The sequence below is a fragment of the Roseibium sp. R5 genome, from assembly GCF_055755305.1.
The window spans coordinates 3,181,955-3,208,783 of the sequence record NZ_CM146910.1; the positions used below are offsets into that span (position 1 = coordinate 3,181,955).

The window sequence follows — 26,829 nt, forward strand, 5'->3', positions numbered from 1 at the left end:
TTGAATTATTGGTACTGTAAACACCATGGCGAAAAATTGCGCTCAAGCGGTTGATCGGCTGTTGCAGGGCATTGCTTCTGATCAAGTCACCTTGGTGCGTGAGGCTTGGCAGACCCTGCATGAGACAAAAGAAATATCGGCATTAGAGATCAGGCGCAGACTACGAACCAACGCATGGGAGACCGTCCCGCAGGGACCATCGACAAGATATTTTGGTGTTCTTCTCGCTATTCTCCATGAGTTGGACCCACAAGAGTTTCGCAATGAGGTGAAGCGCCTCTCCAACCCAAGCCTCAACCCACTTCACCGATTGACGCTCAATTGGCTTGCGCAACGATGCAATGATCTACCAGCGGCTTATGTTTCCGATCAAACGCCGCTTTATGTTTCCAATGAAATTGACGATAAAACTGCGGCCGTAGGTCTACTTTCAAAGTGGAGCGCAACACCGGGGATATGTCTCGATGGTGTAACCAGGATAGATGTTATCGCTCAGAACCGTCACTTGGACTATCTCGGCCTCTATAGCCCATATTATTCTAGGATTGTCTTAACATGGGATCTGGACAACGAGCGGGGTCTCATCCGCTGGTTGCGGAAACTGAAACTTGAACAAACTTTTTATCATGAAGTGGGTCATCATGTGCTGGGGCATCTCGATCGTGGCCAAGTCCCAGAGCAGGAAAAAGAAGCGGATCGTTATGCCGCCAGACTTCTAAAACGGTCGCGGCCAATAACAGTCCTTACCATTCGGATTTTGCTTTGGCCGTATTTCTTTTATCGCAGGGTCAAAAGGGGCCGTTCGCAATAGCGACCAATTGCCAACCAGATGCATCGCAAATTGGTGACGGCCTTTTTCGTTCGTTCAATGTGGCAGCAGGACGAGCATCGACCTTGGTCGGACTGCCCTTACTCTTCCTCTCTGATTCTACCGACGATTTTTTTATGTGGATGTCGAAAAAGACGGACGCCGAACGTCTGAAGGGTGTTCAAACCTGAATTGGGTTTGAGTGGGCCCTCTCGTGGATCGGAATAGGGGGTAAGCCTGCTCACTTCCTCCAATTGGTTGAAGGATGCCTTGGGAGCAAGCGTCTTGCGATTTGGTCGGAAAAGAACAAGTCTGCTCGCGGCCCGATTTTGGATTTTGACAGTTTTTGACACTGAAGAAACGAGGATTTCAGTATGAAATACATGATGTTGATCTATGCAGACCCCGCCCGCGAGCCGGTTTATGGCACTCCGGAATTTGAGAAGATGATGGCCGGCTATTTTGCCTTGAGTGAAAAACTGACGGCGGACGGTGTCATGCTGGCCGGTGAGGGGCTGAAAGAAGCCGAGACGGCCAAAGCGCTGCGTGTGCGCGGCGGAAAAGTGGAAACCATGGATGGACCGTTTGCGGAGACCAAGGAGCACCTTGGGGGGTTCTATCTTATCGATGTTCCGGATCTTGATACGGCCCTTGGTTATGCCGCTCAGATCCCGAGCGCGGAATACGGGACGGTCGAAGTACGGCCCGTGATGGACTATCCTGACGCTGACTGACGGCGGGGTCTTAAACCGTCTGGAAGGTTCCATGACCGCCTCCGCTTCAAATGCCATCGCAGTTACCAAAGTCCTGGGCGGCCTCGCCCGGGACGAGCGGGGGCGGCTATTATCTATCCTGATTGGCAAATTCCGGGATTTTCAACTCGCCGAAGACGTCCTCCAGGATGCCATGGTGTCCGCAGTCTCTCACTGGGGGCGGAATGGTCTGCCCAAATCTCCTGAGGCCTGGCTCCTGAAAGTTGCCTATCGAAAGGCAATTGATCGCATCAGGCGCAAACAAACAGTCGATCGCGCCGAGACGAACCTTTCCATGATAATGGATGAGGTGTCCGGGCTTGAGGAAAACGATGATATCCCGGATGAGCGTTTGCGTCTGATCTTCACCTGCTGTCATCCGGTACTTGAAACCAAATCCCAGATGGCGTTAACGCTTCGCACTTTGGGCGGGCTGACGACTGGAGAAATCGCGCGCGCTTTCCTGGACCGGGAGACCACCATGGGGCAGCGGTTGTCCCGTGCGAAAGCGAAACTTGGTGGCGCTGATATCTCGTATGAAGTACCGGGTCCCGAGCAATGGGCGGAACGGCTCGATGCCGTTTTGGGTGTGGTCTATCTAATCTTCACAACAGGATTATCTGCACCTGAAGACGATCAACGCGGTCTCGCACATGAAGCTATCTTCCTCTGCAACATATTGAACAAACTTCGGCCTGGTGACCCGGAGATCGAAGGGTGCCTTGCGCTTTTGACCCTCAATTATGCGCGACGTGGCGCACGGTTTGACCACAGAGGCGCGCGCGTCGCCTTTCTCGATCAGGACCGGGGGCTCTGGAAGTCGGCAGAACTGCAAGACGGCATCTCGCTGGTCGAAACTGCCCTGGCGCGCCGAAAACTTGGGCCTTACCAAATCAAAGCGGCGATTGCCGCCTGCCATTGTGAAGGCGCATCACCAGACTGGGCGCAAATCCTGTTGCTCTATGACGAGTTGCTGGTGTTCGAGCCGACGGATGTGGTCCGCTTGAACCGTGCGGTGGCATTGGCAGAGATCGGCGCCCTCGACGAGGCACTGGAGCTGATTGCGGCGTTGGAGCCGGATCTCTCGGACTATCAGCCTCTTTATGCCGCCAAGGCGGAACTGCTTTATCGCGCGGGACACCTTGGCAAGGCGCACTCCGCCTATGCAAAGGCAATCGCATTGGCACAGGCGAAAGCAGACCGGTTATTTCTGGAACACCGGGCAAAGCGGTGTGTTAGTGAGAGCTCATGACCAGATGATATCGGTCGATTTCGCCAAACGGTATTTGAAGGAATTATGTCACACTGACGATGACCTGGTTTTCGCCAAAGGTGGAAAAGCGACGCAGCGGAATTGAAGGGCGCGGTCTTTTTGCCATAGCGCCAATCACCAACGGTGAGCTGGTTGTCGTCAAAGGCGGTCATGTTTTTGATCGTGCGAGGCGCGACGAACTTGCAAAGAGTTTGGGACCGGCAGAGATCCAGATCGGTGACGACCTGTTTATTGGGCCGGTTTCTGCTGACGAGCGGGAAAGCTCGATGATGCATCTCAATCATTCGTGCGCACCGAATCTCGGAATTCGGGGCCAGATTGCGTTTCATGCGATGCGGGATATCAACGTGGGGGAAGAACTCAGTTTTAACTATGCAACGGGCGATGACGATGACTGGGAAATGGAATGCGCTTGCGGCACGGATCGCTGCCGCGGACTGATTACCGGACAAGACTGGCGCCGTGCAGAACTGCAGGTTCGGTATGTTGGTTGGTTCTCGGATTACTTGGCGCGGAAAATTACATAAAATATAGATTTTATTTTGTTTGATTATCTTACAACAAGATCATGGTTTCCTGTAGTAAATGTAATGATTAAACATCTGAAATAATTATTGAATATATGAGCGGGTGGTCGCATCTCCAGTGCATTGGACGGCACAAACTCATGGAGGAATGACATGCCCCTGAAAAAAACACTCATCACAGCAACACTCGCCACCGCAGCTTTGGGAATTGGCAGTGCGCACGCACTTGAACAATGCCAACCATTTTCGGTTACAGCGCCGATGAATGAACACCGCGTCGTCAAAGTGGTCAAGCAGGGATCCGATGCACCGATGCCCGGTGATCTGCGGATTGGTCACAGTGATCTCGTCGACAACAATGGCAATGCAGTCGGTTCAGTTGAATGGGAAACCCGGGTCCTCGGTGAAGATGATGCGGGTCAGGTCCGGCTGGCGTCCGATGTTGTCCTGAGCTTTGAAAACGGCAATCTCTATGCCCGGTCGGGAGCTTACACGGTCGATAAACCGGTTCATTCACCAGAAACCCGCACGATCGCCAATGACCAGACACGCGATGTGCTCGGCGGATCGGGCGTGTTCGAAGATGCCAATGGCAAGATCACCTTTTCCATGCAGGACAACGGTGATGCCCAACTTAATGTGAACATAACCTGCACCTGATACCTCAAGGCAGATCGGGCTCCAATCAAACCGGTCTGCCTTGCCCTCCAAGATTGTCGTCGTCACCACAAATCCCGATTGGCCGTTGCTGCGTAACGACATAAACGCAACAGGACTATCTATGGGCACTTTGGCAATTGTGATTGGGGCAACGGGCGGTATAGGGTCCGCTTTGGTGCGGGTGCTGGATGAAACCGGTCCTTATGACCGCGTGGTTGGCCTTTCCCGCAGAACACATCCAGGTTTGGATTTGCTCGACGAGACCAGCATTCAAGCCGCTGCCAAGTGGGTTGCCGGGCAGGGGGATGATCTGCGGCTCGTTTTTGATGCTACCGGTGCTTTGACGCTCGGCGATCGCAAGCCGGAAAAGAGCCTTCGGGAGCTGGACCCCCAAGCGCTTGCAGAATCTTATGCCATCAACGCCATCGGTCCGGTGCTTGTGATGAAGCATTTCCTTCCGCTCCTGCCCAAGGAAGGCACAAGCGTCTTTGCAACACTGTCGGCGCGGGTTGGATCCATTTCAGACAACAATCTGGGGGGATGGTTCGGCTACCGGGCATCGAAAGCGGCCCTCAATCAGCTTGTGCGGACCGCGTCCATTGAGCTCGCGCGGCGCAAACCGCATGCGGTCTGTGTGGCGCTGCATCCTGGAACCGTGCGGACACCTTTGACCGAAGGGTTTGCCAAATCGGGTTTAGAGGTGCAGGCGCCCGAAAGGGCCGCCGAACGCCTGCTATCGGTGATCAACGGCCTGACACCGGCTGAGACCGGCGGCTATTTCGATCACATGGGCGAACGGATCGAGTGGTAGCCCACGCCGATCCGGTCTTTCTGTTGCTGGCGGTGTGATCAAGACAGTTTCATCGTCACCATGCCAGCGACGATCAGCAGTGCCGCGATCAGGCGTTGCGGGGTGATTGCTTCGCCGAGGATCCAGACACCGACAGCAAAAGCGCCAATCGCACCAATCCCGGTCCAGATCATGTAAGCCGTTCCGAGTGGCAAGCTGTGCATCGAAACGGCCAGCAGGCCGAAAGACCCGGCCATGGTCACCGCCATGACGAGGGTTGGAAGCATGCGGCTGAAGCCGTGCGACTGTTTCATCGCATACGCCCATATGATTTCCAGAAGGCCGGCCAATAACAACAAGACCCAAGCCATGTTTGTCTCCATGCTCGGGTCGTCCCGGATAAATTTTTTTTCGGAATACGCGGACGTCCGCGTGACCGAGAGATAAGAAGTCCCTTGACGGGTTCAAGTCTGGTTATGTTCAATCAGACACCTTTTGCTCCAGCCGTCTCGCCTTGGGAGTTGTTCATGTCAGATCCGTTCTTTCAGCCCGTTTCCGGGTTTGACCTGCCGCGCTTTGCCGGTGTGCCGACCTTCATGCGGCTGCCGCATGTCGAACTCGACAGCCCCCGGCTGGCAGACGTGGATATAGGGCTGATCGGAGCGCCGTGGGACGGCGGGACGACCAACAGGCCGGGACCGCGCCACGGTCCGCGGCAGCTCCGGGATGCCTCGACAATGATCCGGGCCCAGAACGGGGACACCGGCGTCCGGCCGTTTGAACTGGTCAATTGCGCGGATCTTGGTGATGTCGGCCCCAACCCGGCAAGCGTTGACGACAGCCTTCACCGCATGACTGCGTTCTATGATGACGTTCTGGAGGCGGGTGTTGTACCGCTGACAGCGGGTGGTGATCACCTGTGTTCCCTGCCGATACTCCGAGCAATTGCAAACAAGCACGGCCCGGTTGGGATGATCCATTTCGACAGCCATACGGATCTGTTCAAGAGCTATTTCGGCGGCATGCAATACACCCACGGAACGCCCTTCCGGCGCGCGGTCGAGGAGGGGCTGCTGGATCCCAAACGGGTCGTGCAAATCGGAATCCGGGGCACGGCCTATGATTTTGAAGACCGCGACTTTGCCGAAAGTGTCGGCATTCGGGTGATTGCCATCGAGGAGTATTTCGCCCGCGGGGTGCAGGATGTCCTGGCGGAGGCAAAGGAGATTGCTGGTCAAGGCGCGACCTATGTCTCCTATGACATCGATTTTGTCGATCCGGCGTTTGCGCCAGGAACCGGAACACCGGAAGTGGGCGGGCCGAACTCATTTGAAGCGCTGCAAGTCGCGCGCATGCTCGACGGGGTCAATATTGTCGGAGCGGATCTTGTTGAGGTGTCGCCACCATTCGATCAAAGCGGCGGAACGGCCTTCCTGGGTGTTTCGATCATGTTCGAACTCTTGTGCAATATGGTCTTGAACCTGAAAGGCCAGGAGGGCCAATGAAAACTACAACACTGGCTGATAAGCCCGATGCCATGTCGCCTGCAGGTGCCGAGATCCGCTTCATCATGGATGGCGAGACCGGCAACATGATCCACAGCACTGTTCCATCCGGGCAGATCAACAAGGCAACGCGCCACAAAACGGTGAGTGAGTTCTGGCATGTACTGGAGGGACGCGGTCAAATCTGGCGTGCAAGGGAAGAGCGTGAAGAGACGGTGGTTTTGGAAGCTGGAGTGTCGATCGACATTCCGGTTGGGACAGCGTTTCAATACCGCTGCGACGGCGATCAGCCGCTGAAATTCATTTGTATCTCTATGCCGCCATGGCCGGGAGATTCAGAAGCCGAGCCTGTTAAGGGAATTTGGGAGCCAACCATCGCCTGAACGGCCTTGGATTGCCGAATAATTTCCGGCTTATGCTTCTGACGTTTATTGGACGTTTTATGGTCAAGCTGATCCGGTTTGAACAACCGACGTACCATTTCTGCTTGTAATAGCATTGCGCCTTGGATGCGCTCCCAATAACGTTGATCAAAACCATAGGGAGCGAACGCATGAAATCCGGTCTTTTGAAACTGGCCATTGGCCTGTCCTTGTCGTTTGGTGCCGTTCAAGCACAAGCGGAAACGCGCATCACTTACAAGTCGGCGAAGTCCACCTCGTCCTACTACCAAATGGGCGTTCAGATCGCAGAAGCGGTCAAGGAAGGCAGCAATGGCGACATCATCGTCACCCTTGAAGAAAGCCAGGGTTCTGTTCAAAACGTGATGGAAGCCCGTGCGCGCGGCGGAGACTATGTCTTCACGACGCCGCCGGTGCTCGTGAGGCTTGCCCAGGGCGGCAAAGCCATGTTCGAGGGCAAGGGCGATCCGAAATTTGACGAGATCCGCGCCCTCTTTCCGATCCCGTCGCTGACCATGCACTTCGTCATGTCTGAAAAGAGTGGTGTGACCGATTTCGCCGGAATGGAAGGCAAAACCATTTTGCTCGGCAAAGGCTCTTTTGGGGCGCGTGAAGGAGAGAAGTATCTCAAACTGTTCGGCCTGGAAGGCAAGGTAGATCTTGCCGAGGTTGAGCTGTCCAACGCGGTTGCAGCGCTGAAGAATGGCCAAATCGATGGATTTGTAACCGCCGGGTCCTGGCCGGCACCGAACGTTATTGAAGCAGCTGCATCGACTGGAGTGAATGTCATTTCATTGTCTGATGATCAGATCGCACAATCCAAGCGGGCCAAGCTGGTCATTCCAGCCGGCACCTATGCCGGACAGAGCGAGGACATCACCACGACATCCTTGCCGGTGGTCGCCTTCACCACGACTGCGATGGACGACGACACAGCCTACGCCCTGACCAAGACTTTCTGGGAGCAGAAGGCGAAGATGGGTGAGGGCGCAGCTTGGTGGAACGGCGTGGATCAGGGTCTGATGGAAAACATCACCGGCAAAATCCATCCAGGTGCCGTGCGCTATTACCAGGAAGCAGGCATCGATCTCACGGATGCTCAAAAGTAACGCAATTGTCTCCCGGTCCGGCGCTCATTTGGCGCCGGATCTCTCTTTTTTGAACAGTTTCCATGATCAGCACTGACACCCCGACGTCGCCTGTCTGGCGAACCCTGATGCTTTGCCTTGCCGTGATCCTCGTGGTGTTTCACCTCGGGCTGATCTTTTCCGGTCTGGTTCCAAACCTGGTCAGCCGACCGCTGCACCTGGCCTTGGCCTTGCCGTGGATCTTCCTGTTCGTTGACGGTGGATTGCTTAAGCGCGCAAGCGGCGCTTTATTGTGTGCCCTTGGTGTGGCTGCGTGCCTTTGGGTGGCGGTCAATCAGAATGTGTTATCGGATCAGTATGGCTTTCTGGAAGGCTCCTTTCAGTATTGGGTGGCTGCGGTGCTTTTGGTCGTGGTTTTGGAAGGTGCTCGCCGTGCCATCGGCTGGCCACTGCCGATTGTGGCAGCGCTCGCGTTGGCTTACGGGTTGTTCGGCCAGCATATTCCCGGTGAATTCGGGCATTCCGGAACACCGCTGGCCAGCTTTCTTGGAACCCTCACAATCGCAGAAGGCGGGATCTGGGGCAGCCTGACCGGGGTGTCGGTCAATGTGGTTGCGATCTTTGTGATCTTCGGGGCGGTCTTGAATGCCGGGGAAGCGGGCCAAGGCTTCATGAATCTGGCAGCGGCCGCCGCGGGCCGTCTCAACGGCGGTGCGGCGAAGGTGTCCGTGCTGTCTTCGGCCCTCTTTGGGTCCATTTCCGGTTCTGCGTCGGCGAATGTCGCTTCAACCGGCGCAATCACACTGCCGGCGATGACCCGGCTGGGATATCCCAAACGTTTGGCTGGCGCTGTTGAGGCTGTTGCGTCTTCTGGTGGCCAGATCATGCCGCCGCTGATGGGGGCAGGCGCTTTTGTCATGGTCGAACTGACCCGGGTGCCGTACACGCAGATCATGATGGCCGCGCTGTTGCCGGCGATCCTCTACTTTTTCGCGGTCTGGATCGGGATCAACGCCTATGCCCGCCATCATGATCTGAAAGCCGTTGCGAAGGAGGATCAGCCACCGGTCCGCCAGGTGCTCATCACCTCGGCTTTCTTCATGGTGCCGTTTGCGGTGCTGCTTTACGGAATGTTCGGCGCGAAATACACACCGCAATATGCGGCCTGCCTCGCCATTCTGGCAGGCTTTGTCCTTCTGTTTTTTACTGCAAAGGGTGTGGCTTCGGGCAAGGAGATCCTTGGACGGTTGGAAAGCGCCTTTTTAAATGCAGCGCGCCAAGTCTCCGTCATCGCCTCGATCATCATCTGCGCCTCGATCATCATCGGTGTTCTCGCGATTACCGGGCTCGGTGTAAAAATCACCTCGCTGATCCTTTCCGGGTCTGGGGGGTACTTGTGGCCGGCGCTATTGCTGACAGCCATTGCCTGTCTGGTTCTGGGCATGGAAGTTCCAACGACGGCAGCGTACGTCATCTGTGTGTCTGTTGCTGGACCAGCCCTCATCGAGCAGGGCCTTGAGCCGCTTCAGGCGCATTTGTTTGTGTTCTGGTTCGCGCTGATTTCTACCATCACGCCCCCAGTCTGTGGGGCGGTTTTCATTGCAGCCGGGATGATCGGCGAAAACTGGCTGAAAGTGGCCTTTACGGCGATGGCGCTGGGCATCGGGCTCTACGTCATTCCCTTGGCGATGATCGCCAACCCGTCGGTGATTGCCTTGTCGGAAGCGCCAACTTTCGCGCTGTTGGCTGCAGCCAAGATCGGTCTCGGCCTCGCCCTGATTTCCTTTGGCGTGATCGGGTTTACAAAGCCGCTGCACAAACTTTTTGCCATCGGCAGTGGTCTTCTTGTTGTGTTTCTGGCGGGTGTTTAGTCTCGGGCCTTGGAAGTCTATGTCAGGGGAAACAGTTGACCGCACATGAAGATTTTGCCCTCTGGCGGATAATGAAAGGGTATTTTTATGGATGCGTCACAGCAGCAATAGTCTTGTTGATTTTCCTATTATTGCTATCGGGCTATTTCTCAGAGGCAATTGACCGGCCAACTGGTTCGATATCCGCAGTCTTCATTGTGACGCTTGTTTTGGTTTTCTTTGCTTACGCTCTGAGTATTTTGCCCGTCACTTTCATTCTCATAACAACGGAAATGTTTCACATTCAACATTGGATCTTTTACACGTTGTCCGGTGCTGTAATAGGTTTTGGGATCACTGGAGTGATAGATGATCAGGTGTATACCCTGTTTGATCTTGTGTCGTTTATAAGCTCCGGTGTGCTCGCCGGTTTGGTTTACTGGCATGTTGCAGGCCGGGATGCGGGGCGGGGTCGATGGCCGCGATTCTAGTACTTCAGATAACTGATGGAATTGAACAATCATGACCGGTGAGACCGACCTTCAAAACCTGATCTCCCACATGCGGCCGATGCTTGATCCCGAGCCCTATGTGTTTTGCACGTTCGCGACCAAGAGCCTTGTTGAACTCGCCGAGTACGAACCGATCGGTCTTTTTTCCGAAACGGAAGGCATGACGGCCATACTCCCGCTGGAACGGGCACGTGAGCTCGGACTGGCAGAAGCAGAATGGTTCCGCAGGATCACACTGACTGTGCATTCGTCGCTTGAAGCAGTTGGATTGACGGCAGCTGTTGCCAAAGCCTTGGCGGAGCAGGGCATCCCGGCAAACGTGGTTGCGGCGTTTTTTCACGACCATGTTTTTGTTCCTGAAGAACGGGCCGAAGATGCGCTGAACGCTTTGAGAACGCTGGCTGAAACGAAATAAGATACTGCGACCGGGACTCATCTGACGGTTGGCATTGCGACAATTGACAGAGGTTTTTCCTTGCAATTTCAGCCGAAGATTCCCATTCCTAACTAAGGCGCCGGTCACAAGTTTGTTATCGGGTGCCGGGCAATCAGGGGTAGATGGATGGAACGGGCGAAGCGCCGTTTGGCCGCGATCATGTGTGCAGATGTTGCACACTATTCCAGGCTCATGGAGCAGGATGAAGACGGCACGCTCAATCGCCTTAAAACCTACCGCAGCATCATGTCCTCCCTCACAGCCCGCCATAACGGGCGCATCGTCAATACATGGGGCGATGCGGTCATCGTGGAGTTTTCTTCCGTAATTGAGGCGGTCCAATGCGCCGTCGAAATCCAGAACGAGCTGTCTCAAAAAAATGCCGAGTTGCCGGACACGACCCGCATGGAGTTCCGGATCGGGTTGAACCTCGGCGATATCATGATCGAGGGCGATGATATCTACGGTGATGGCGTCAACGTCGCCGCACGGCTGCAGGAACTGGCCCCAAAGGGCGGCATTATGCTGTCACAATCGGTTTACGACCAGGTCCGCACAAAACTGGCGCTCGGCTTCGAGCCGCTCGGTCCAAAGCAGGTCAAGAATGTATCTGAACCTGTGGAGACGTTTTCGGTTCGCTTGGGGGGGCGGAACTCGCCTGAGGCTGCTGAAACTGCGGACGACGATCTGCAAGACCCTGCCGAACTCGGCAACGGCGGGAATTGGGAAAAAGATACGCAGGCGGTCGCGAACGGATTTGAACAGGCGCGCCGGTGGATCCGGTCTCAACCGAGGCGGGTCCAGTCCTGTGTTTTCATGATTGGGTTCTTCTTCATCCTCAATTTGCTCACGTCGGGGCTGTCGACTCTGTGGTTTGTCTGGCCGTCTTTGCCATTTGGGATGATGTTGGCCTGGCATCTGATCGCGGGGCGTCGGGGCGACAAACTCCCCATTCATCCACACCGGCCGGATTGAAAAGCGTCTTTGTGGGCATATGTTGCCGGTCTGATAACTCTTTTCGGCTTAAGAACGCTGACAAGATTTGCGAGAGCGCAGCTCTTCGCTTACACATGGGACAAACCGGTTCGGCTCGGCGCGCTGACCAGACCGGAAAGAACCGCCGGGCATGACCGGCACAACAGCCAAGGGAGCTAAATCCTGCGCATGAAAAACTATTCGACCACGGTGCCTGCACGCCTCGACGATGACGACGAGGACAAGTCCAAAGCCCAACCGTCGATCCAGGTCGACAAGCATCTGTTCGAAGCGCGCACCGTCCTGATTACAGGTCCGGTGACCCAGGACATGGCCCGTGATGTGTGCGCCCGCCTTCTGGCGCTGGCACAGGTTTCCAATGACCCGATCACTGTCATTGTGTCGTCTCCGGGCGGCCATGTTGAATCAGGTGACATGATCCACGACACCATCAAGTTCATTTCTCCGGAAGTTCGTATTCTCGGCATGGGCTGGGTCGCAAGTGCCGGTGCCTTGATCTACGTGTCCGTGCCGAAGGAGCTGCGCTTCTGCACGCCGAACACGCGCTTCCTTTTGCACCAACCGTCCGGTGGCGCCGGTGGCATGGCAACGGACATTGAGATCCAGGCCAAGGAAATCATCAAGATGCGCGACCGTCTGAATAAGATCTTCGCGGATGCAACCGGGCAGCCGATCGAGCGTATCGAAAAAGACACTGACCGTGACTACTGGATGAGCCCGGAAGAGGGCATTGACTATGGTCTCGTCGGGAAAGTCGTGACCAGCGTTAACGAACTAGGCTGATCCCTTTAGTCTTTCAACAAAGAGCGCCGGTGATGGAAGTCGCCGGCGTTTTTGTTTGTGGCGTCAGGCACGCAGTTGATCGTTGTCCACGGAATAGACCAGAACAGGAGCCGTGGGCCTTGGCGCAAGAACATGTGGCCGCAGACGCTCCATGAGCGAACGCAGTTCCGCTTCGCTTTCTTCGGTTAGGTCATCGTGAAGCAATACCGCCACGAGGTGGTCTACGAAACGGCCATAAACATCGTCGCAATCGCAAAGCGGTGAGAGAAGGTCGGTCACAGGCTTGCCGTCATAGAACGGGGAACCACCGAAGAGGAAAACCAGGAACTCGCAAAAGTCTCCCGACGCATCAAACTCACCGCGCAGCGGTGCAAGATCGAAACAGGGATCGGACTCCAGTCTGTCTTTGAGCGGGGGAATGGCAGCCAAGACTGCCTTTCTGCCACCAATTTTCATATACAATGTCATATCATTGTCTCCGGCCATCTTTGCGAACGTTCTGGGAAGTTTGCCCCTGTTCGTTGGCGGTGGCTGTGACTGTCATCACAGCTGTTTCATCCATGGAAGAATTTACAATGATTTCCAGATCTATTCGTGACGTATCGATCCCGGCAATTGGATTGGGCACTTGGGATTTGCGTGGGCCACAATGCTCCGAGACTGTGTCATTTGCTTTACAGAACGGTTACAGCCATGTGGATACGGCGGCCTATTATGAAAACGAATCTGAGGTCGGCGATGGAATTCGCGCCTCCGGTATGAACCGCTCGGACCTTTTTCTGACCACCAAGGTCTGGTGGGATCAACTCGCCGCTGATGCATTCAGAACATCGGCGGAGACAAGTCTCCGCAAGCTTCAAACAGATTATGTCGACCTTCTGCTCGTCCACTGGCCAAACCCGGATATACCGCTTGCGGAAACCATCGGCGCACTTGTCGAGGCGAAAGACCGGGGACTTGCAAGGTCGATTGGTGTGTCCAATTTCCCGTCCGCGCTGTTGCGGCAGGCGCAAGATCTTGCCGGTGGCCAGCTGGTGACCAATCAGGTTGAGTATCATCCGTTCTTGAGCCAACGAACGCTCTTGCAGGCGACACAGGATCTTGGAATGGCGCTGACCGCGTATTGTCCGATCGTCAAAGGGCGGGTTGATCAGGAAGGCGTGTTCCGCGACTTGGCTGAGAAGTACGGCAAGTCGCCGGTTCAGATCGCATTGCGATGGCATGTGCAGCAGCCGAACGTCATTGCCATCCCAAAGAGCAGCAATCCGGATCGGCTGAAAGCCAACATTGGTGTTTTTGATTTCGAGCTCGACAGCGACGAGATGGCGCAAATCTTCGCCTTGGGCAGTCCTGATGGCCGTCTGATCAATGCCGTCTGGGGGCCGGTCTGGGATCCGGAGTGACTTAAGTAGATGTTCTTCTATCTTTCCAAGATTGCCGCGTTTTTTATTCAGCCGTCCAATTTCCTGATCGCGCTGGTCGTGTTCGGCTTGGTGATGTCGATGGGGAAGCGGCTTCAAAAGTGGGGACGGCGGTTCATTTGGGTTGGTGCAGTTGGCCTCGTCATTTGCGGGTTTTCTCCGGCAGCAAACTTGTTGATCCAGCCTTTGGAAGACAGGTTTTCAAGACCGGCTGAGCTCGTGTCTTATGACGGCGTCATCATTCTGGGCGGTGCGGTCGATACGGTGGTTACGGGTGCACGCGGTGAGACGGCTTTGACCGTTTCCGGGGAACGGCTGACCATTGCTGCCCGGCTTGCCAAGTTGCTCCCTGAAGCCTTGATCATTCATACTGGCGGCCAGGGAACAATCATCACGGGGCAGGCGACGGAATCCGAAGGAGCATCGCGCCTGTTTGACGATTTTGGTATCGCTTCAGAACGCATCGTTTTGGAAGACGAATCCCGGAACACCTGGGAGAACGCTGTTTTGACGAAAGAACTGGTCGATCCAAAGCCGGGACAGACTTGGCTTTTGGTGACCTCAGCGTATCATATGCCCCGATCCATGGGGGTTTTTGAAGCTGCCGGATGGACCGGCGTGACGGCCTATCCTGTTGACTACCGAACCCGTGGCGGTGCGGATTGGGGACTCGGCTTTGATGGTGCGTCCAAGGGATTGCGGCGCGTCGACATTGGCGTTCGGGAGTGGATCGGTTTGGCGGTTTATTGGCTCACCGGCCGCAGCAGTGCCTTGTTTCCGGGCCCGGTGAATTCTTAACCAGTAAAAAGTTTCCGCAAAACACCACTTTTATTCTCCGGTTAAGAGACCCATATGCCACTCATCTCATTTGAAAAGTAGGGGCGGGCAGATGGTCCTCGAAGCGCCGCTTGTCGCGGCAGATGTGGTGCAATGGCTCTACAGCGATGCACCCCAGCTAGACGGCACTCTTGAAATCGTTAGTGAACTTGCGCAGCGGCTGCGGGCGGGTGGCGTGCCGGTCGACCGTGCGACAACTGGTATCTGGATCGTTCATCCAAACGTCCGCGCGGAAGGTTCGATCTGGGACAGCGAAGGCACGCGCGAGCTGCGGCGCTATGTGCCGGGCGAAGACGCTGATGCCAATTATGAGAGCAGCCCGATCAAGCGTGTTCATGAAACAAAACAGCCGGTCCGGGTCGATATCGCCAACTGTGCCGGCACCGACGATGATTTTCCGGTTTGCCAGGAACTCCGTGAAGAAGGCTACACCGATTACATCGCTCTGCCGATGCCATTCTCCGATGGCTCTGTGAAGGTTGCGACCTTTGCGACGAAGGCCCCCAAAGGCTTTTCTGGCGCGAACCTGAGTGTTTTCGATTCGATCATGCGGCCGTTGGCCTTGGTGTGCGAACTCAAAACGCTGCGTCGCACTGCTGAAACCGTGCTAGATACGTATGTCGGTCCGCGCGCCGGCCTGAAGGTTCTGGATGGAACCACGCGGCGCGGTGAGGGCGAGTGGATCAAAGCCGTGATCAGCTTTGCCGACATCCGCGGCTTTACCCGTCTGTCCAACAGTCTGCCTGCCGACAAACTCGTTCTGTTCCTCAACAAATACTTCGGTGCTATGACCGAAGCCGTTGAGGCTCACGGCGGTGAGGTGTTGAAGTTCATCGGCGACGAGGTGATGGCCATTTTCCCGTATGAAACGGAAGAGGAGGCCAAGTCAGCTGCATATAATGCCTTGTTGGCTGCACGGGACACGCTGAAGAAGATCGGAGAAATCAATCAGCAGAAAACCTGCATGGTGACACCGGACATGAGCGTTGGGATCGCCTTGCATGCCGGCGATGTTTTCTACGGTAATGTCGGCAGCGAAACGCGTCTCGATTTCACGGTTGTCGGACCAGCCGTCAATCTCGCCGCGCGCATTGCAGAACTGGCCAAGGACCTCGGCCGCGAAGTACTCGTGTCTGACAATGTTGCGGGCCTGATGGGCTGCCGCTCAGGACTGTTTGGCAGTTATCACGTGAAGGGATTTGATGATCCGGTGTCGGTGTATTCTCCTAATTTGACGTCTGGAGAAAAGTTCGACAACTGCCCGGACATTACAGTCGCGCGGGCTTTGGAAGAAAACTGACGGCGCAACAGCACCAGAAACACGGCAACGGTCAGGATCGCGAAGGCGATCGGGCCGGCAAACCATCCCAGAAAGCCAATGGCGAAGAAGAGCGCGCGCTGGCCTCTATTGAAGTGGCGGCCGGCAAGGACGTTTAGTTCGCCTGCTTTTCCGGCAATTTCGCGAATGGCCTCCGGATCGCCCTGGCTGCGTTCCGGAACAGCGCCCATGACGATGCTGGCGTAGTTGAAGAGCCGATACGCCCAACCAAACTTGAAGAAGCTGTAAGCGAATATCAGCATCAACCCCAGCACCTTGATCTCCCAGAGAGCCCGGCTGTCCGAAACCGGGATGGAGAGGTCGCCAGCGACCTGAAGAATACGATCGGTCGCATCCAGAAGGGCAAAGCTGCCCCCGATCGCCAGCAAGGCGGTTGATGCAAAGAAGGCTGTGCCTTGCTGCAAGCCGGACAGGATCGCGGTGTCCATAATCCGGACTTCGCGGGTTGCCATGGTCAGCATCCAGTTCCGGCGCTGGGTTTCCATCGCATATGACAGGGTTTTCTTGCGCAGCGGACCCAGATCAATCAGCAGGTTGAAACCGAGCCAAGCCACCAGGAACAGACCGGCGGCGGCATAATCGAGTTGGGATAGGGCGTGCATAGAAGTCCGTTTGGTCTTGAGAGCGATTGACTTGGAACTTGCGCATCTTATCGGGAACGTCAGCCCAGCATAAGCGGTGAAGGGCAAAATCCAGAGGCAACTGCAACGGACGTGCGGATAGGCGGGAAAAGGGCCCCAAATCAGCTGCCGTGTTTGCCCTGGAATCGGACGTAAATGAGGCTGAGGTCTTACGTTTACGGCAAGTTGATCAAACTATGTGCAAGTGCTCTCAAGGCCGTAAGTTGCTCAAACTAAAACAAAAAAACGGCAATGTGAAAATTGCAAATCTGATGCCGGATTTTTGCACTTGCGAACAGGTAAGGGATCGTTTACCACCTCGCCTCACTAGCGCCACATTTGCAGCCGGAAGCGGCTTGCAATGCTTAGAAACGACATAGGGATTTTATGGACGAAAACGTGCAGAAATCTTGCTGGAGCGTGACACTTTGGACAGTTGGTGCCGTTGGCATCGCACTCGCCATGGTTCTCTTGTTCAACGACGTTGACAACGCCCAACAAGCCGTCGCCATCGCCAAATAAGCCTGAGGGCGCACGAAACACAAAAGCCGTAGCGATCGCTGCGGCTTTTTTGCTTTTTGGACGTCCGACTGGGCGGTGAAACAGTCAAGTTCTGATGGTGTTCAATTCAATACGGGGGCTGGAACAGTCGCTTTTGGGTCTGGGCGGTTTGGCGGTCCTGAGACTTTGCGCAGCTCCATCTGACGCACCACCGTACTGTTTCCCGGATGGCTGATCAGGAAACTGCTGTACGCATTTTCGCCCAGCGGCAGAAGCACCAGCTGCACTTCGCCTTGTCCCGGCCAGATGACATCCGCGCCCCAGGCTTGTATGTGCTCTGGCAAGGTATGAGAGCTCAGATCCAGGATGTCCGCGGCTTCTAACACAGATGAGTTTCTTGAGTTCCAGGTCAGGCCAGCGAGCCCGTCCTCGATTTCGAAGAGCTCGATGTCTGTTTCCCTGATGGTCAAAACCAGATTACCCGACAGATTTCTTTGAAGCGTCAGTTCGCCTGTCTCAAGATCAGACGCAAGCGGTGCCCGTTTCCCGTCCCGCTCGATAAAGCCTGCCGTGTTGATGACATGAAATTTTCCAAGCGGCTGCATGGTCTCTGCCTGTGCAGGACAAGAAAGTATCCATAATAGAACCAGCGAGAGGAAAAGTCGCACTGTCGATCATCCGTTCGGTTTTGATCTTCAAAAGCTATCGTACGGATGTTGAAAAAGTCTTCGCGCACATTGTGAGGCCACAGTTACCTGGAGAGCGTGACCACAAGATCTTCAATCGTGGAGTGTTCCGGAGACCAGGAAAGAAGCCGTTTTGCGTGGGTGTTGTCTGCCGATTGGGTAAGCGCGTACCCAGCCGCCCAGTCCTGATCGGGATCAATACCCTCCGGGGAGGGCTGTGTGATGATCTCCAGAGGCTTGCCGTGACGGGCTGAGATATGGCTTGCAAGATGGTCGACGGAGACACCGGAGATACCAGTGCCTATTACGGACATGCGGAACCGGGTCTGACGCAACACAAGCGCATAAAGCTTGGCAAGATCCGAAACTTCGACCAGTGGCCAAAACGTGTGTTCCGAGGCCCGGGTTTTAAACCTCCCACTCTCTTTCAAGGCAGCTGTCATCTCTGCAACCGGACCAAATTCTGGTCCGCACACGAGGGCAGGGTGGACCACGGAAAGCGCAAGGTCTGTCCCTGTACAGAGCGTCTTGATGGTCTCGGTCATGAACCGAAAGGCTGGCAGCGGTGAAAACGGGGTCTTCTCACTGAGCATGTCTCCCGCCTTGCAGGGCGGATACAGCCAAATCCCACCGGTATAAACAACCTTCAGCGGTTGTTTGCGATGCCGAGCCGCTTTTTTCATCTCCAGCATGGCGATCCGGTCGACTTTGCCCATGTCGGACGAAAAGGTCGCTCCAAGGTGAACGACAGCATCGCATGCGGTTGCCCGCTCGACCCAGGTGGCCGGATCCCGCAGATCGCCGGGATACGCGGAGGCGCCGAGGCGGCGCAGTTTTTCCGAAGATTGATCGGACCTGGAGAGACCGATGACCTGGCAGCCGTCCTCGACGAGCTGTTTGACCACTGCCGAGCCGATCCCGCCCGTGCCGCCTGTAACGAATACATCCATTGTACGAGATGACCGGTTTCGCGCTGCGAGCGCAAGAGCGAGAGCCCTTGTTATAATCACTATCCACCGCTCCAGACGGTCGCTCTCTTGACCTTGCTTTGTTAACTGATAGGTCAGTTTCATGACCTTGCATCTTGTGAAACTCTGTGTGGGTGCCGATAGCGTCGAGAGCCTTCAGGCCTGGATCGACTTTCGCGTCGAGCAGGCGCGGGCGGCCGGGCTTGGCGCGCACACCACCCATACCACGCGTATGGTGCCGACCCGGCGTGACGAGCTGCTGGATGGCGGGTCGCTCTATTGGGTCATCAAGGGAAAAATCCAGGCACGTCAACATCTCCTGGATATTCGGCCATTTACCGACGATGCAGGAGTGAAACGCTGCGACCTGGTGCTGGAGCCGCGGTTGATCCTCACACAATATCAGCCAAAACGGCCGTTCCAGGGGTGGCGCTATCTAAAGGCCGAAGATGCACCAAAGGATATTCGTGGCGGTGGAGATGTTCAGAACATGCCGGACGGCATGCGACGGGATCTCACCGAACTCTGTCTCATTTGATTGCAAACCGCCTGCGGCAATTGCGGCAAAAGCGTTGACGTAGTCGGTCTCAAGAACCAAGTTCGGGTTGTGAGCGGCAGGATAAGGGACACTCAGTCTTGGCAAAGACACGGGACAGCATGAACACACCGGCGAAACGGCAGGATCAGACTGTCCGTTCGACCGAGGCTGATGTGTCCGCATTTCTGGACAAGGTGAAGTCAGCGCCGCGCCCAGCCCCGGGTACATCGGGCCGGCTGATCTTTGCACTCGATGCAACAATGAGCCGACAACCTACATGGGACACAGCTTGTCAGTTGCAAGGTGAGATGTTTCAGGAAGCGGCTTCGATTGGCAGCCTGAAGATCAAACTGGTTTACTTCCGCGGCTTTGGCGAGTGCAGAGCCTCGCGTTGGTTTGAAACTGGTCACGAACTGGCCGGAGTGATGAGCCGCATTACCTGCCAGGGCGGTCATACACAAATCCGTAAAGTGCTTTCAGCTGCGATCAGCGCGGCGGAAAAAGAGAAAATTGCGGCGGTCGTTTATGTCGGCGACTGCATGGAAGAAAACGTCGATACCTTATGCGACAAGGCGGGGCAGCTCGGCCTTCTCGGTGTGCCGATGTTCCTTTTCCAAGAAGGCCGGGATCCGGTTGCTGAGAGCGCGTTCCGCGAAATCGCCCGCTTGACCAATGGAGCTTATTGTCCGTTTGATGCCGGTGCTGCGCGTCAACTTTCCGAGCTCTTGAAGGCAGTTGCTGTGTTCGCCAGCGGTGGGCACAAGGCACTGATTGCATTTGAAAAGAAGGGCGGGCAGGGCGCCCGATTGTTGTTGGAGCAACTCAAGCCGTCATCATGATCTATTTGCTTCTCGGCCTTGTGCTGCTTGTCGTTTTCATTGCCATGATGCGGCAATTCGTTCAGGCCAACCCGGCCAGGCTCGCGCAGTCTATCCGCACCTATGGCGGTATCCTGTTGATGATACTTGCGGGCGTTTTTGCCGTTACCGGACGGTTCGCACTGGCAATCCCGGCGTTTGGGTTTGGGGTGTCGCTGCTTGGATTGGCCGGACTGCGAAACTTGTCGGGCTACAATCCTCAAAAGACTGCCGGGCAGCAGTCCCAGGTCCGGTCTGCCATGGTCGAAATGGAATTGGACCATGACACGGGTGCTTTATCGGGAACGGTCCTCGCCGGCAGTTTTCAGGGCCGTCGGCTGGATGACCTGGCAGATGATGAGCTGCAGACCTTTTGGCAGGAAGCTCATCAGGACGATCAAAGCCTAAAGCTAGTCGAAGCTTATCTCGACCGCAGGCTTGCCGGTTGGCGTGAAGACTTCGAGGCGGATGCCACAGATCGGGAGAGAAGCGCGTCGAGCTCGGGCCCCATGACAGATGAGGAGGCCTACCAGATCCTGGGGCTTTCGCCCGATGCCGGGGACGCGGAAATCCGAGCCGCGCACCGCAGGCTTATGATGCGGGTCCATCCCGACCAAGGAGGCTCCGGTTTCCTCGCGGCGAAAATCAACGAGGCGAAAGACACGCTTCTCAGAAGACATTAACGACATCCGTTACTCAATTACTCATAGATGGCGAAGCAGGCGAATTTCGCCTTTTTCAAGGTACGGCAAGCCCGACGGGCTGCAGATTTGTTGTCGAACCCGGCAAAACGGGCGCGGTAGAGGGTCGTGCCATTGGCCTCGACTGGCTCTGTGAAAGGTGTGCGGTTGTTCAAGGCATTGCCGGTCCGTGCTTCAGCTCTCTGAAGAAGGGCCATAGCCTGGGCTTCAGTTTCGGCGGCAGCAATTTGCACCTGCCAGCCAGAGACCGCGATAGCAGGTTCGGCAGTGTCAACGTCAACGCGTTCATTTTCGTCAGCATCGCCCTGCGCCAGTTCTTCTGAAGATGCGTCGATCTTTTGCGATAATGACGCTGTCTGCGTTGCACCGACTTCGGCCGCCGGGATGACTTCAATGGCTTCAGTTGCGACAGTGCGTACCGGGATCGGAGCGCTTGGAGCCTGCTCGTCATTACGGACCGGCAGATCGATACCCGCTTGCTGGCGCGCCGCCTGAAGTAGAGCCGTCTTTGAAATCGACTGTGTCGTGATCGACGCGTCCGGGCTGGTTCTCGGGATCGGGGGCAGAGATGTCGCAACCGCGAATGTGTCGTTGAAGCGGGACTTCACGGCCTTCGGCGGGATCGGAACTTCATTGCCAAAGCCTGGAACCGGTGCTGGAGCCGGGGCAGGGATCTGATTGGCCGCCAGCGCGTCTTCCGGAAGTTTTACCGGTGCGTAGGCACTTGCAAGCACGACCGGCGCGCCAGTCGCAGGCGGTGCAATTCCACCGCCCGGCTTATTTGCCGGTAGCGGCGGTTCCTTTAAGGATGCCGCGTCAAAAGCGAAAACGGGACCAGCCGACGCGATCAGCGGCGCCGTCCGCGGACCTCTGCTCGCCTTGTGCAGATACCGTCCGATCAGGTCAGTCATATGAGCATTCCGGCGTGCGCCGGTGCGGCCGCCCATGACAACTGCAACAATGTGCCGGTTATCGCGTTTGACAGATGTCACCAAGTTAAACCCGGACGCCCGGATGTAACCGGTCTTGATCCCGTCGACACCGCGGACGGTTCCAAGAAGCCGGTTGTGATTGCGCAAAGGGCGGCCTTTGTACTTGTAGACCCGCGTGTTGAAGAGTTTGTAGTACTCCGGAAACCGCTCCTGGATCGCACGACCCAAGGTCGCCATGTCGCGCGCAGTGGTCCGCTGTTTCGAGTTCGGCAAACCATGTGCGTTGCGGAAGGTTGTCTTGGACATGCCAAGCTGGCGGGCTGTCCGCGTCATCCGTCTGGCAAATGCGGATTCGGAACCGGCGATGTTTTCCGCAACGGTGGTTGCCACATCATTGGCTGATTTGGTGACCAGCGAACCAATCGCATCTTTCACCGAAATGGTGCTGCCCGGTTTCAAGCCGAGTTTCGACGGCACTTCAGCAGCAGCGTTTTTTGAGACTTTCAAACGGCTGGACATGGAAAGCCGACCCGCCTCAAGCTCTTCGAAGATGATGTAGGTGGTCATAATCTTCGTCAGCGAGGCCGGGAACCGGTAGGCGTCCGCATTGGCCGCATAAAGGGTCTTGCCGGTCTTGGCATCCACGACGATGCCAGCATATTTCGGATTGGCCGAAGCCACGGTTGGGGCGCAGAGCACAAGCGTGCCGACGACAAGCATCTTGCCGAGACGGCCAATCATTCGCGCAGAGCGTGAAGAACGCATACCTAACACTGTTACTTTTCCCAATTCGGGTCACGCGTTTCTGTTTGTGGACGGGGATGATCGGCCAGCCCCAGGCCGTTCATTCGAGCCGTCCGCGAAGTTCAGGTGCTATTTGATGGAATCACGGTTACGAATGTGTAAAGGAGATACCAGAAAAACACTTAAAAAATTTGTTTTTTGTTATGGTTAATCAAGTGTAAATGTCATTTTTGGTGGGTGTGGATTTTCATTTATTGTATACATTGCTCTATTTGGTCAGTTATTTTTGATTATATCTGTCAAATATCAATTAGTATGTTCTTGATTGGAATATTTAGGGAGTGTGTAGGCGGTTTTCTTATTTTATACTTTGGATTTGAAGAATTTTTCAATTTTTTAGGTTTCTTAAACTCGGGTTGCAACCTCAGTTGAGCCGTTTTGCTGCAATGCGGTGTATTTGCTACAGAGCGCCGGTTGCGCATGTGTGGAGACGGGGCGGGCATTGGCCGTCAAAAGGGAGCGCTCAACCTCGCAACCTTTAGCGAGTAGGGGATTTGCTTCTCGGGATTTACTTAAGATACTCGCGTTAAAGTTGTTTTTGCATTGCAAAATCACCTTGACAGAAATTGTGCAGCGCATTATGAAGCTTGCGTTAGGTAAAGCGATAAGCGCGCCGGACAGTCCAGACGGGTCACAGTAGATGGCACTGGCAACCGGCTCGCCGGAGAAGGGCAAACGACATGATGAACAACTTCGATGAAATCCAGAAAATGAGCAAAGACAGCATGGACCTGGCCATGGAATCATTCGGCTCCATGAGCAAAGGATTTCAGGCAATTGCTGCTGAGGTTGCTGATTATCAGAAGAAATCCTTCGAAGAAGGCACTGCTGCTGTTGAGAAACTGGTCGCCTCCAAGTCCCTGGACACTGCATTTGAAGCCCAGGCTGACTATGTGAAGACTTCCTACGAAAGCTTTGTTGGCGAAATGACAAAGATCGGTGAAATGGTCACGGATCTGTCCAAGGACGCCTACAAGCCGTACGAAGGCATCATCGGCAAATTCGGCAAGTAAGTTGCCAACGCCGGGCCCTTGCCCGGATTGAGTTTTTTGAAAACCCGGTCGGTGACGGCCGGGTTTTTGTGTTTTTACGATTTACCCAATTATTCTTTTTTCCCGGTCGCGGTGAGAGCGCCGGTCGATTTTCGCTCAAAGCACGGTCTTTTAATCGGATTTTAGAGACCTACATCCGTAATTGACAACATGCTGATGCATCCGGGATGGCAAATGCCCAGATGTTGATGAAAACGACCATTGCGAAAGTGCCTCGGGCGCGGCAGGATTACATATCCAAAGGCCGGATATCCGGCGGAATGTAACCTGCGTAAGATAAGGCCCGGACCAGCTCTGAATGCTAAGCGGGCCTATTGGAAATGAGACGGTTAGGGCTGGAGTGACACAGACGAGTGTAACGGAAATGACTGCGGGACCTGATTATGACAAGGACGGTGGCGACGCCGGAACGGTTGTTGTCACCCGGACGAAAACAGTCACCAAGCGGCCAAACCTGTATCGCGTGCTGCTTTTGAATGATGACTATACGCCGATGGAATTCGTGATCCATGTGGTGGAGAGCTTCTTTCAAAAGAACCGTGAGGAAGCCACGCGCATCATGCTGCACGTGCATCATCACGGCGTTGGGGAATGCGGGATCTACACCTATGAAGTTGCCGAGACCAAGGTAACCCAGGTGATGGATTTCGCGCGCCGGCACCAGCATCCCCTGCAATGCGTCATGGAAAAAAAGTGAGGACTTACACACGTGCCTTCTTTCTCGCGCAGTCTTGAAAAAGCCCTCCACCAGGCCTTGGCGCTCGCCAATGAGCGCCAGCAGGAGTATGCCACGCTAGAGCATCTTCTTTTGGCTTTGCTGGACGATCAGGACGCGGCCGCAGTCATGCGGGCGTGCAACGTGGATCTCGATACGATCCGCCAGAACCTGATCGAATATATCGAAACCGAGCTCGACAATCTTGTCACCGACAGTGACGAGGACGCCAAGCCGACTGCAGGCTTCCAGCGTGTGATTCAGCGCGCTGTAATTCATGTGCAGTCGTCCGGGCGCGAAGAGGTGACCGGGGCAAACGTGCTTGTGGCGATTTTCGCCGAGCGTGAAAGCCACGCAGCCTACTTCCTGCAAGACCAAGACATGACCCGTTACGACGCGGTCAACTACATTTCCCACGGGATCGCGAAGCGTCCTGGCATGTCGGAGACCCGGCCGGTTGAGGGCGCGGAAGAAGAGGACGTGCTTTCCGGCAATGATGCTGAGAAAAAGCCAACACAGAAAACCGACGCTCTGGAAGCATACTGCGTCAACCTCAATGAGAAGGCGGAGAAGGGCAAGATCGATCCGTTGATCGGGCGGGACGACGAAATCCAGCGGACAATTCAGATTCTTTGCCGCCGGTCGAAAAACAATCCGTTGTTCGTGGGCGACCCGGGTGTGGGCAAGACAGCAATTGCGGAAGGTTTGGCCCACCGCATCGTCAATGCAGATGTTCCCGAAGTGCTTCAGGATGCCACGATCTTCTCACTCGACATGGGCGCGCTGCTTGCGGGTACGCGCTACCGCGGTGATTTCGAAGAACGCCTGAAGCAGGTGGTCAAGGAAATCGAAGACTATCCGGGTGCGGTTATGTTCATCGATGAGATCCACACGGTCATCGGTGCTGGGGCTACATCAGGCGGGGCAATGGACGCCTCCAACCTGTTGAAGCCGGCGCTGGCATCCGGTGCGATCCGCTGCATCGGGTCAACGACTTACAAGGAATACCGTCAGTTCTTTGAAAAGGACCGGGCACTGGTGCGCCGGTTCCAGAAGATCGATGTCAACGAGCCGACCATTCCTGACGCCATCGACATTCTGAAGGGGCTGAAACCGTATTTCGAAGACTTCCACAAGGTGCGGTACACGAACGACGCCATAAAGACAGCGGTCGAGCTGTCGGCGAAGTACATTGCCGACCGGAAACTGCCGGACAAGGCCATCGACGTACTGGATGAGACCGGTGCGAGCCAGATGCTGGTTCCGGAAAACCGCCGCCGTAAGACCATCGGCGTTAAGGAAATTGAGAACACCATTGCAACGATGGCGCGGATCCCGCCGAAGTCGGTCTCCAAGGACGATGCAGAAGTTCTGGAAAACCTTGGCAAGGATCTGAAGCGCGTTGTTTACGGTCAGGACAATGCCATCGAAACACTGGCATCCGCGATCAAGCTGGCCCGTGCCGGATTGCGCGAGCCGGACAAGCCGATCGGGTCTTACCTGTTCTCAGGTCCGACCGGCGTCGGTAAGACCGAGGTCGCGCGCCAGCTCGCATCGTCGTTGGGCGTGGAGCTGATCCGCTTCGATATGTCGGAGTACATGGAGCGGCATACGGTGTCCCGTCTGATCGGTGCTCCTCCAGGTTATGTCGGCTTTGACCAGGGTGGTTTGCTCACCGACGGTGTCGACCAGCATCCGCACTGCGTCCTGCTCTTGGATGAAATCGAAAAGGCCCATCCGGACCTCTTCAACATCCTTCTGCAGGTGATGGATCACGGCAAGCTGACCGATCACAACGGCAAGCAGGTCGACTTCCGCAATGTCATCCTCATCATGACCACCAATGCAGGCGCGGCCGATATGGCCAAGATGCCGGTGGGCTTCAACCGCATCAAGCGGGAAGGGGACGATCAGGAAGCGATCAACAAGCTGTTCACACCGGAGTTCCGCAACCGTCTGGATGCGATCATCCCGTTCGGCAATCTGCCGGTCGAAGTTGTTTACAAGGTCGTCGAGAAGTTCGTCATGCAGCTGGAAGTCCAGCTTGCAGACCGGAACGTCACCTTCGAACTTGGCGACGACGCCGTCAAGTGGCTCGCCGACAAGGGATACGACAGCCAGATGGGAGCCCGGCCGCTTGGCCGGATCATCCAGGAGCACATCAAGCGGCCGCTGGCTGACGAAGTGCTGTTCGGTAAACTCAAAAAGGGCGGCATGGTCAAGGTCTCGGTCTCCGAGGACGGCAATGGTCTGCTCTTGGAGAGCGTCGAAGAGCGCGCCACACCGCCAAAGGCCAAGCCGAAAGCCGCGACCAAGGCAAAGCCAAAGCGCAAGCGCAAACCGGCTACCAAGGCAGCAGCTACCAAGGCTTCAAAGCCAACGGACAAAGGCGGTTCGTCGAAGAAAAGCCTTGTTCCGAAAGTTCCGCTTGCGGACTGAAAGTATTGAAATCAATTATAAACGGGCGCCCAATGGGC

At 55.6% G+C, this 26,829-nt stretch carries 30 protein-coding genes; 24 read left to right on the plus strand and 6 right to left on the minus strand.

Annotated elements, in window-relative coordinates:
• The first annotated feature begins 25 nt into the window (after window positions 1-25).
• The 6 genes from AC0J4F_RS14950 to AC0J4F_RS14975 all read left to right on the plus strand — a co-directional run bounded on the left by AC0J4F_RS14950 (window position 26) and on the right by AC0J4F_RS14975 (window position 4,831).
• Window positions 26-811 carry a hypothetical protein gene (locus AC0J4F_RS14950; RefSeq protein WP_473023881.1) on the plus strand — a complete coding sequence of 262 codons (786 nt, stop codon included), beginning with the start codon at window positions 26-28 and terminating at the stop codon, window positions 809-811.
• A gap of 371 nt (window positions 812-1,182) precedes the next feature.
• On the plus strand, window positions 1,183-1,542 hold the full coding sequence (locus AC0J4F_RS14955) for a YciI family protein (protein ID WP_133946921.1): 360 nt from the start codon (window positions 1,183-1,185) through the stop codon (window positions 1,540-1,542).
• Window positions 1,543-1,573: 31 nt separating this feature from the next.
• Window positions 1,574-2,812, plus strand: a complete 1,239-nt coding sequence (locus tag AC0J4F_RS14960) for a sigma-70 family RNA polymerase sigma factor (RefSeq protein WP_133946922.1) — start codon at window positions 1,574-1,576, stop codon at window positions 2,810-2,812.
• 59 nt (window positions 2,813-2,871) lie between these two features.
• A complete protein-coding gene (locus tag AC0J4F_RS14965) occupies window positions 2,872-3,360 on the plus strand; it encodes an SET domain-containing protein-lysine N-methyltransferase (protein ID WP_133946923.1) in 489 nt (162 codons plus the stop codon).
• 153 nt (window positions 3,361-3,513) lie between these two features.
• Entirely contained in the window at window positions 3,514-4,020 is a 507-nt protein-coding gene (locus AC0J4F_RS14970) for a hypothetical protein (protein ID WP_133946924.1), read from the plus strand.
• 121 nt (window positions 4,021-4,141) lie between these two features.
• Window positions 4,142-4,831 carry an SDR family NAD(P)-dependent oxidoreductase gene (locus AC0J4F_RS14975; protein WP_208326664.1) on the plus strand — a complete coding sequence of 230 codons (690 nt, stop codon included), beginning with the start codon at window positions 4,142-4,144 and terminating at the stop codon, window positions 4,829-4,831.
• A 38-nt stretch (window positions 4,832-4,869) separates the two neighbouring features.
• Here AC0J4F_RS14975 and AC0J4F_RS14980 read toward each other — a convergent pair whose 3' ends face one another.
• Window positions 4,870-5,181, minus strand: coding sequence for a DMT family transporter (locus AC0J4F_RS14980; protein WP_133946925.1), 312 nt, complete (start codon window positions 5,179-5,181; stop codon window positions 4,870-4,872).
• Between the two features lie 156 nt (window positions 5,182-5,337).
• Between AC0J4F_RS14980 and speB the strand changes: the two genes are divergently transcribed.
• The 8 genes from speB to AC0J4F_RS15020 all read left to right on the plus strand — a co-directional run bounded on the left by speB (window position 5,338) and on the right by AC0J4F_RS15020 (window position 12,381).
• On the plus strand, window positions 5,338-6,315 hold the full coding sequence (gene speB / locus AC0J4F_RS14985) for an agmatinase (protein ID WP_133946926.1): 978 nt from the start codon (window positions 5,338-5,340) through the stop codon (window positions 6,313-6,315).
• Window positions 6,312-6,698, plus strand: coding sequence for a cupin domain-containing protein (locus tag AC0J4F_RS14990; RefSeq protein ID WP_133946927.1), 387 nt, complete (start codon window positions 6,312-6,314; stop codon window positions 6,696-6,698). The genes speB and AC0J4F_RS14990 overlap by 4 nt, the downstream gene beginning before the upstream one ends.
• Window positions 6,699-6,868: 170 nt before the next feature.
• A complete protein-coding gene (locus AC0J4F_RS14995) occupies window positions 6,869-7,825 on the plus strand; it encodes a TAXI family TRAP transporter solute-binding subunit (protein WP_133946928.1) in 957 nt (318 codons plus the stop codon).
• Window positions 7,826-7,887: 62 nt separating this feature from the next.
• The gene (locus AC0J4F_RS15000) at window positions 7,888-9,675 is read left to right on the plus strand and encodes a TRAP transporter permease (protein ID WP_473023882.1); all 1,788 of its coding nucleotides are present in this window, start codon (window positions 7,888-7,890) and stop codon (window positions 9,673-9,675) included.
• Window positions 9,676-9,710: 35 nt separating this feature from the next.
• A complete protein-coding gene (locus tag AC0J4F_RS15005) occupies window positions 9,711-10,145 on the plus strand; it encodes a hypothetical protein (RefSeq protein ID WP_473023883.1) in 435 nt (144 codons plus the stop codon).
• Between the two features lie 31 nt (window positions 10,146-10,176).
• On the plus strand, window positions 10,177-10,581 hold the full coding sequence (locus tag AC0J4F_RS15010; RefSeq protein ID WP_473023884.1) for an ACT domain-containing protein: 405 nt from the start codon (window positions 10,177-10,179) through the stop codon (window positions 10,579-10,581).
• Between the two features lie 147 nt (window positions 10,582-10,728).
• Entirely contained in the window at window positions 10,729-11,577 is an 849-nt protein-coding gene (locus AC0J4F_RS15015) for an adenylate/guanylate cyclase domain-containing protein (protein WP_473023885.1), read from the plus strand.
• A gap of 189 nt (window positions 11,578-11,766) precedes the next feature.
• Window positions 11,767-12,381, plus strand: coding sequence for an ATP-dependent Clp protease proteolytic subunit (locus AC0J4F_RS15020; RefSeq protein ID WP_133946931.1), 615 nt, complete (start codon window positions 11,767-11,769; stop codon window positions 12,379-12,381).
• Between the two features lie 63 nt (window positions 12,382-12,444).
• Here AC0J4F_RS15020 and AC0J4F_RS15025 read toward each other — a convergent pair whose 3' ends face one another.
• On the minus strand, window positions 12,445-12,849 hold the full coding sequence (locus AC0J4F_RS15025; RefSeq protein WP_209002166.1) for a globin family protein: 405 nt from the start codon (window positions 12,847-12,849) through the stop codon (window positions 12,445-12,447).
• Window positions 12,850-12,956: 107 nt separating this feature from the next.
• Between AC0J4F_RS15025 and AC0J4F_RS15030 the strand changes: the two genes are divergently transcribed.
• The 3 genes from AC0J4F_RS15030 to AC0J4F_RS15040 all read left to right on the plus strand — a co-directional run bounded on the left by AC0J4F_RS15030 (window position 12,957) and on the right by AC0J4F_RS15040 (window position 15,939).
• Window positions 12,957-13,784, plus strand: coding sequence for an aldo/keto reductase (locus AC0J4F_RS15030; protein ID WP_166672658.1), 828 nt, complete (start codon window positions 12,957-12,959; stop codon window positions 13,782-13,784).
• 9 nt (window positions 13,785-13,793) lie between these two features.
• Window positions 13,794-14,600, plus strand: a complete 807-nt coding sequence (locus tag AC0J4F_RS15035; protein ID WP_473023886.1) for a YdcF family protein — start codon at window positions 13,794-13,796, stop codon at window positions 14,598-14,600.
• A 91-nt stretch (window positions 14,601-14,691) separates the two neighbouring features.
• Window positions 14,692-15,939 (plus strand): adenylate/guanylate cyclase domain-containing protein, encoded by a 1,248-nt coding sequence (locus tag AC0J4F_RS15040; RefSeq protein ID WP_422023047.1) that lies wholly within the window; start codon window positions 14,692-14,694, stop codon window positions 15,937-15,939.
• Here the strand turns inward: AC0J4F_RS15040 and AC0J4F_RS15045 are convergent.
• The gene (locus AC0J4F_RS15045) at window positions 15,825-16,580 is read right to left on the minus strand and encodes a DUF599 family protein (protein WP_133946935.1); all 756 of its coding nucleotides are present in this window, start codon (window positions 16,578-16,580) and stop codon (window positions 15,825-15,827) included. The two genes, AC0J4F_RS15040 and AC0J4F_RS15045, sit on opposite strands and share 115 nt — an antisense overlap.
• A 417-nt stretch (window positions 16,581-16,997) precedes the next feature.
• Here AC0J4F_RS15045 and AC0J4F_RS15050 point away from each other — a divergent pair, with 417 nt between their 5' ends.
• Complete coding sequence (locus AC0J4F_RS15050) at window positions 16,998-17,120, plus strand: hypothetical protein (protein ID WP_286189900.1); 123 nt, start codon at window positions 16,998-17,000, stop codon at window positions 17,118-17,120.
• Between the two features lie 101 nt (window positions 17,121-17,221).
• Here AC0J4F_RS15050 and AC0J4F_RS15055 read toward each other — a convergent pair whose 3' ends face one another.
• Window positions 17,222-17,704: a hypothetical protein gene (locus tag AC0J4F_RS15055; RefSeq protein WP_133946936.1), complete on the minus strand. Its 483-nt coding sequence runs from the start codon at window positions 17,702-17,704 to the stop codon at window positions 17,222-17,224.
• 146 nt (window positions 17,705-17,850) lie between these two features.
• Window positions 17,851-18,735 (minus strand): SDR family NAD(P)-dependent oxidoreductase, encoded by an 885-nt coding sequence (locus tag AC0J4F_RS15060; RefSeq protein WP_473023887.1) that lies wholly within the window; start codon window positions 18,733-18,735, stop codon window positions 17,851-17,853.
• 121 nt (window positions 18,736-18,856) lie between these two features.
• On the opposite strand from AC0J4F_RS15060, the gene AC0J4F_RS15065 reads away from it, so the two are divergent.
• The 3 genes from AC0J4F_RS15065 (at window position 18,857) to AC0J4F_RS15075 (ending at window position 20,831) form a co-directional block, all read left to right on the plus strand.
• Window positions 18,857-19,291, plus strand: coding sequence for a DUF1489 family protein (locus AC0J4F_RS15065; RefSeq protein ID WP_133946938.1), 435 nt, complete (start codon window positions 18,857-18,859; stop codon window positions 19,289-19,291).
• Between the two features lie 119 nt (window positions 19,292-19,410).
• Window positions 19,411-20,130 (plus strand): VWA domain-containing protein, encoded by a 720-nt coding sequence (locus AC0J4F_RS15070; RefSeq protein WP_208326683.1) that lies wholly within the window; start codon window positions 19,411-19,413, stop codon window positions 20,128-20,130.
• Window positions 20,127-20,831 carry a DnaJ domain-containing protein gene (locus tag AC0J4F_RS15075; protein WP_133946940.1) on the plus strand — a complete coding sequence of 235 codons (705 nt, stop codon included), beginning with the start codon at window positions 20,127-20,129 and terminating at the stop codon, window positions 20,829-20,831. The genes AC0J4F_RS15070 and AC0J4F_RS15075 overlap by 4 nt, the downstream gene beginning before the upstream one ends.
• 17 nt (window positions 20,832-20,848) lie before the next feature.
• On the opposite strand, the gene AC0J4F_RS15080 is transcribed toward AC0J4F_RS15075, so the two are convergent.
• Window positions 20,849-22,522 (minus strand): SPOR domain-containing protein, encoded by a 1,674-nt coding sequence (locus AC0J4F_RS15080; RefSeq protein ID WP_473026433.1) that lies wholly within the window; start codon window positions 22,520-22,522, stop codon window positions 20,849-20,851.
• Between the two features lie 746 nt (window positions 22,523-23,268).
• Between AC0J4F_RS15080 and AC0J4F_RS15085 the strand changes: the two genes are divergently transcribed.
• The 3 genes from AC0J4F_RS15085 (at window position 23,269) to clpA (ending at window position 26,791) form a co-directional block, all read left to right on the plus strand.
• Complete coding sequence (locus AC0J4F_RS15085; protein ID WP_209002245.1) at window positions 23,269-23,598, plus strand: phasin family protein; 330 nt, start codon at window positions 23,269-23,271, stop codon at window positions 23,596-23,598.
• Between the two features lie 403 nt (window positions 23,599-24,001).
• Window positions 24,002-24,334, plus strand: a complete 333-nt coding sequence (gene clpS / locus AC0J4F_RS15090) for an ATP-dependent Clp protease adapter ClpS (RefSeq protein ID WP_008195276.1) — start codon at window positions 24,002-24,004, stop codon at window positions 24,332-24,334.
• A 12-nt stretch (window positions 24,335-24,346) separates the two neighbouring features.
• Window positions 24,347-26,791 carry an ATP-dependent Clp protease ATP-binding subunit ClpA gene (clpA, locus tag AC0J4F_RS15095; RefSeq protein WP_473023888.1) on the plus strand — a complete coding sequence of 815 codons (2,445 nt, stop codon included), beginning with the start codon at window positions 24,347-24,349 and terminating at the stop codon, window positions 26,789-26,791.
• Window positions 26,792-26,829: the final 38 nt, after the last annotated feature.

Coding starts and splice junctions, on each gene's coding strand:
- AC0J4F_RS14950 (WP_473023881.1), top strand. CDS start 26: ATGGCGAAAAATTGCGCTCAAGCGGTTGATCGGCTGTTGCAGGGCATT.
- AC0J4F_RS14955 (WP_133946921.1), top strand. CDS start 1,183: ATGAAATACATGATGTTGATCTATGCAGACCCCGCCCGCGAGCCGGTT.
- AC0J4F_RS14960 (WP_133946922.1), top strand. CDS start 1,574: ATGACCGCCTCCGCTTCAAATGCCATCGCAGTTACCAAAGTCCTGGGC.
- AC0J4F_RS14965 (WP_133946923.1), top strand. CDS start 2,872: ATGACCTGGTTTTCGCCAAAGGTGGAAAAGCGACGCAGCGGAATTGAA.
- AC0J4F_RS14970 (WP_133946924.1), top strand. CDS start 3,514: ATGCCCCTGAAAAAAACACTCATCACAGCAACACTCGCCACCGCAGCT.
- AC0J4F_RS14975 (WP_208326664.1), top strand. CDS start 4,142: ATGGGCACTTTGGCAATTGTGATTGGGGCAACGGGCGGTATAGGGTCC.
- AC0J4F_RS14980 (WP_133946925.1), bottom strand. CDS start 5,181: ATGGCTTGGGTCTTGTTGTTATTGGCCGGCCTTCTGGAAATCATATGG.
- speB (WP_133946926.1), top strand. CDS start 5,338: ATGTCAGATCCGTTCTTTCAGCCCGTTTCCGGGTTTGACCTGCCGCGC.
- AC0J4F_RS14990 (WP_133946927.1), top strand. CDS start 6,312: ATGAAAACTACAACACTGGCTGATAAGCCCGATGCCATGTCGCCTGCA.
- AC0J4F_RS14995 (WP_133946928.1), top strand. CDS start 6,869: ATGAAATCCGGTCTTTTGAAACTGGCCATTGGCCTGTCCTTGTCGTTT.
- AC0J4F_RS15000 (WP_473023882.1), top strand. CDS start 7,888: ATGATCAGCACTGACACCCCGACGTCGCCTGTCTGGCGAACCCTGATG.
- AC0J4F_RS15010 (WP_473023884.1), top strand. CDS start 10,177: ATGACCGGTGAGACCGACCTTCAAAACCTGATCTCCCACATGCGGCCG.
- AC0J4F_RS15015 (WP_473023885.1), top strand. CDS start 10,729: ATGGAACGGGCGAAGCGCCGTTTGGCCGCGATCATGTGTGCAGATGTT.
- AC0J4F_RS15020 (WP_133946931.1), top strand. CDS start 11,767: ATGAAAAACTATTCGACCACGGTGCCTGCACGCCTCGACGATGACGAC.
- AC0J4F_RS15025 (WP_209002166.1), bottom strand. CDS start 12,849: ATGACATTGTATATGAAAATTGGTGGCAGAAAGGCAGTCTTGGCTGCC.
- AC0J4F_RS15030 (WP_166672658.1), top strand. CDS start 12,957: ATGATTTCCAGATCTATTCGTGACGTATCGATCCCGGCAATTGGATTG.
- AC0J4F_RS15035 (WP_473023886.1), top strand. CDS start 13,794: ATGTTCTTCTATCTTTCCAAGATTGCCGCGTTTTTTATTCAGCCGTCC.
- AC0J4F_RS15040 (WP_422023047.1), top strand. CDS start 14,692: ATGGTCCTCGAAGCGCCGCTTGTCGCGGCAGATGTGGTGCAATGGCTC.
- AC0J4F_RS15045 (WP_133946935.1), bottom strand. CDS start 16,580: ATGCACGCCCTATCCCAACTCGATTATGCCGCCGCCGGTCTGTTCCTG.
- AC0J4F_RS15055 (WP_133946936.1), bottom strand. CDS start 17,704: ATGCAGCCGCTTGGAAAATTTCATGTCATCAACACGGCAGGCTTTATC.
- AC0J4F_RS15060 (WP_473023887.1), bottom strand. CDS start 18,735: ATGGATGTATTCGTTACAGGCGGCACGGGCGGGATCGGCTCGGCAGTG.
- AC0J4F_RS15065 (WP_133946938.1), top strand. CDS start 18,857: ATGACCTTGCATCTTGTGAAACTCTGTGTGGGTGCCGATAGCGTCGAG.
- AC0J4F_RS15070 (WP_208326683.1), top strand. CDS start 19,411: ATGAACACACCGGCGAAACGGCAGGATCAGACTGTCCGTTCGACCGAG.
- AC0J4F_RS15075 (WP_133946940.1), top strand. CDS start 20,127: ATGATCTATTTGCTTCTCGGCCTTGTGCTGCTTGTCGTTTTCATTGCC.
- AC0J4F_RS15080 (WP_473026433.1), bottom strand. CDS start 22,522: ATGATTGGCCGTCTCGGCAAGATGCTTGTCGTCGGCACGCTTGTGCTC.
- AC0J4F_RS15085 (WP_209002245.1), top strand. CDS start 23,269: ATGAACAACTTCGATGAAATCCAGAAAATGAGCAAAGACAGCATGGAC.
- clpS (WP_008195276.1), top strand. CDS start 24,002: ATGACTGCGGGACCTGATTATGACAAGGACGGTGGCGACGCCGGAACG.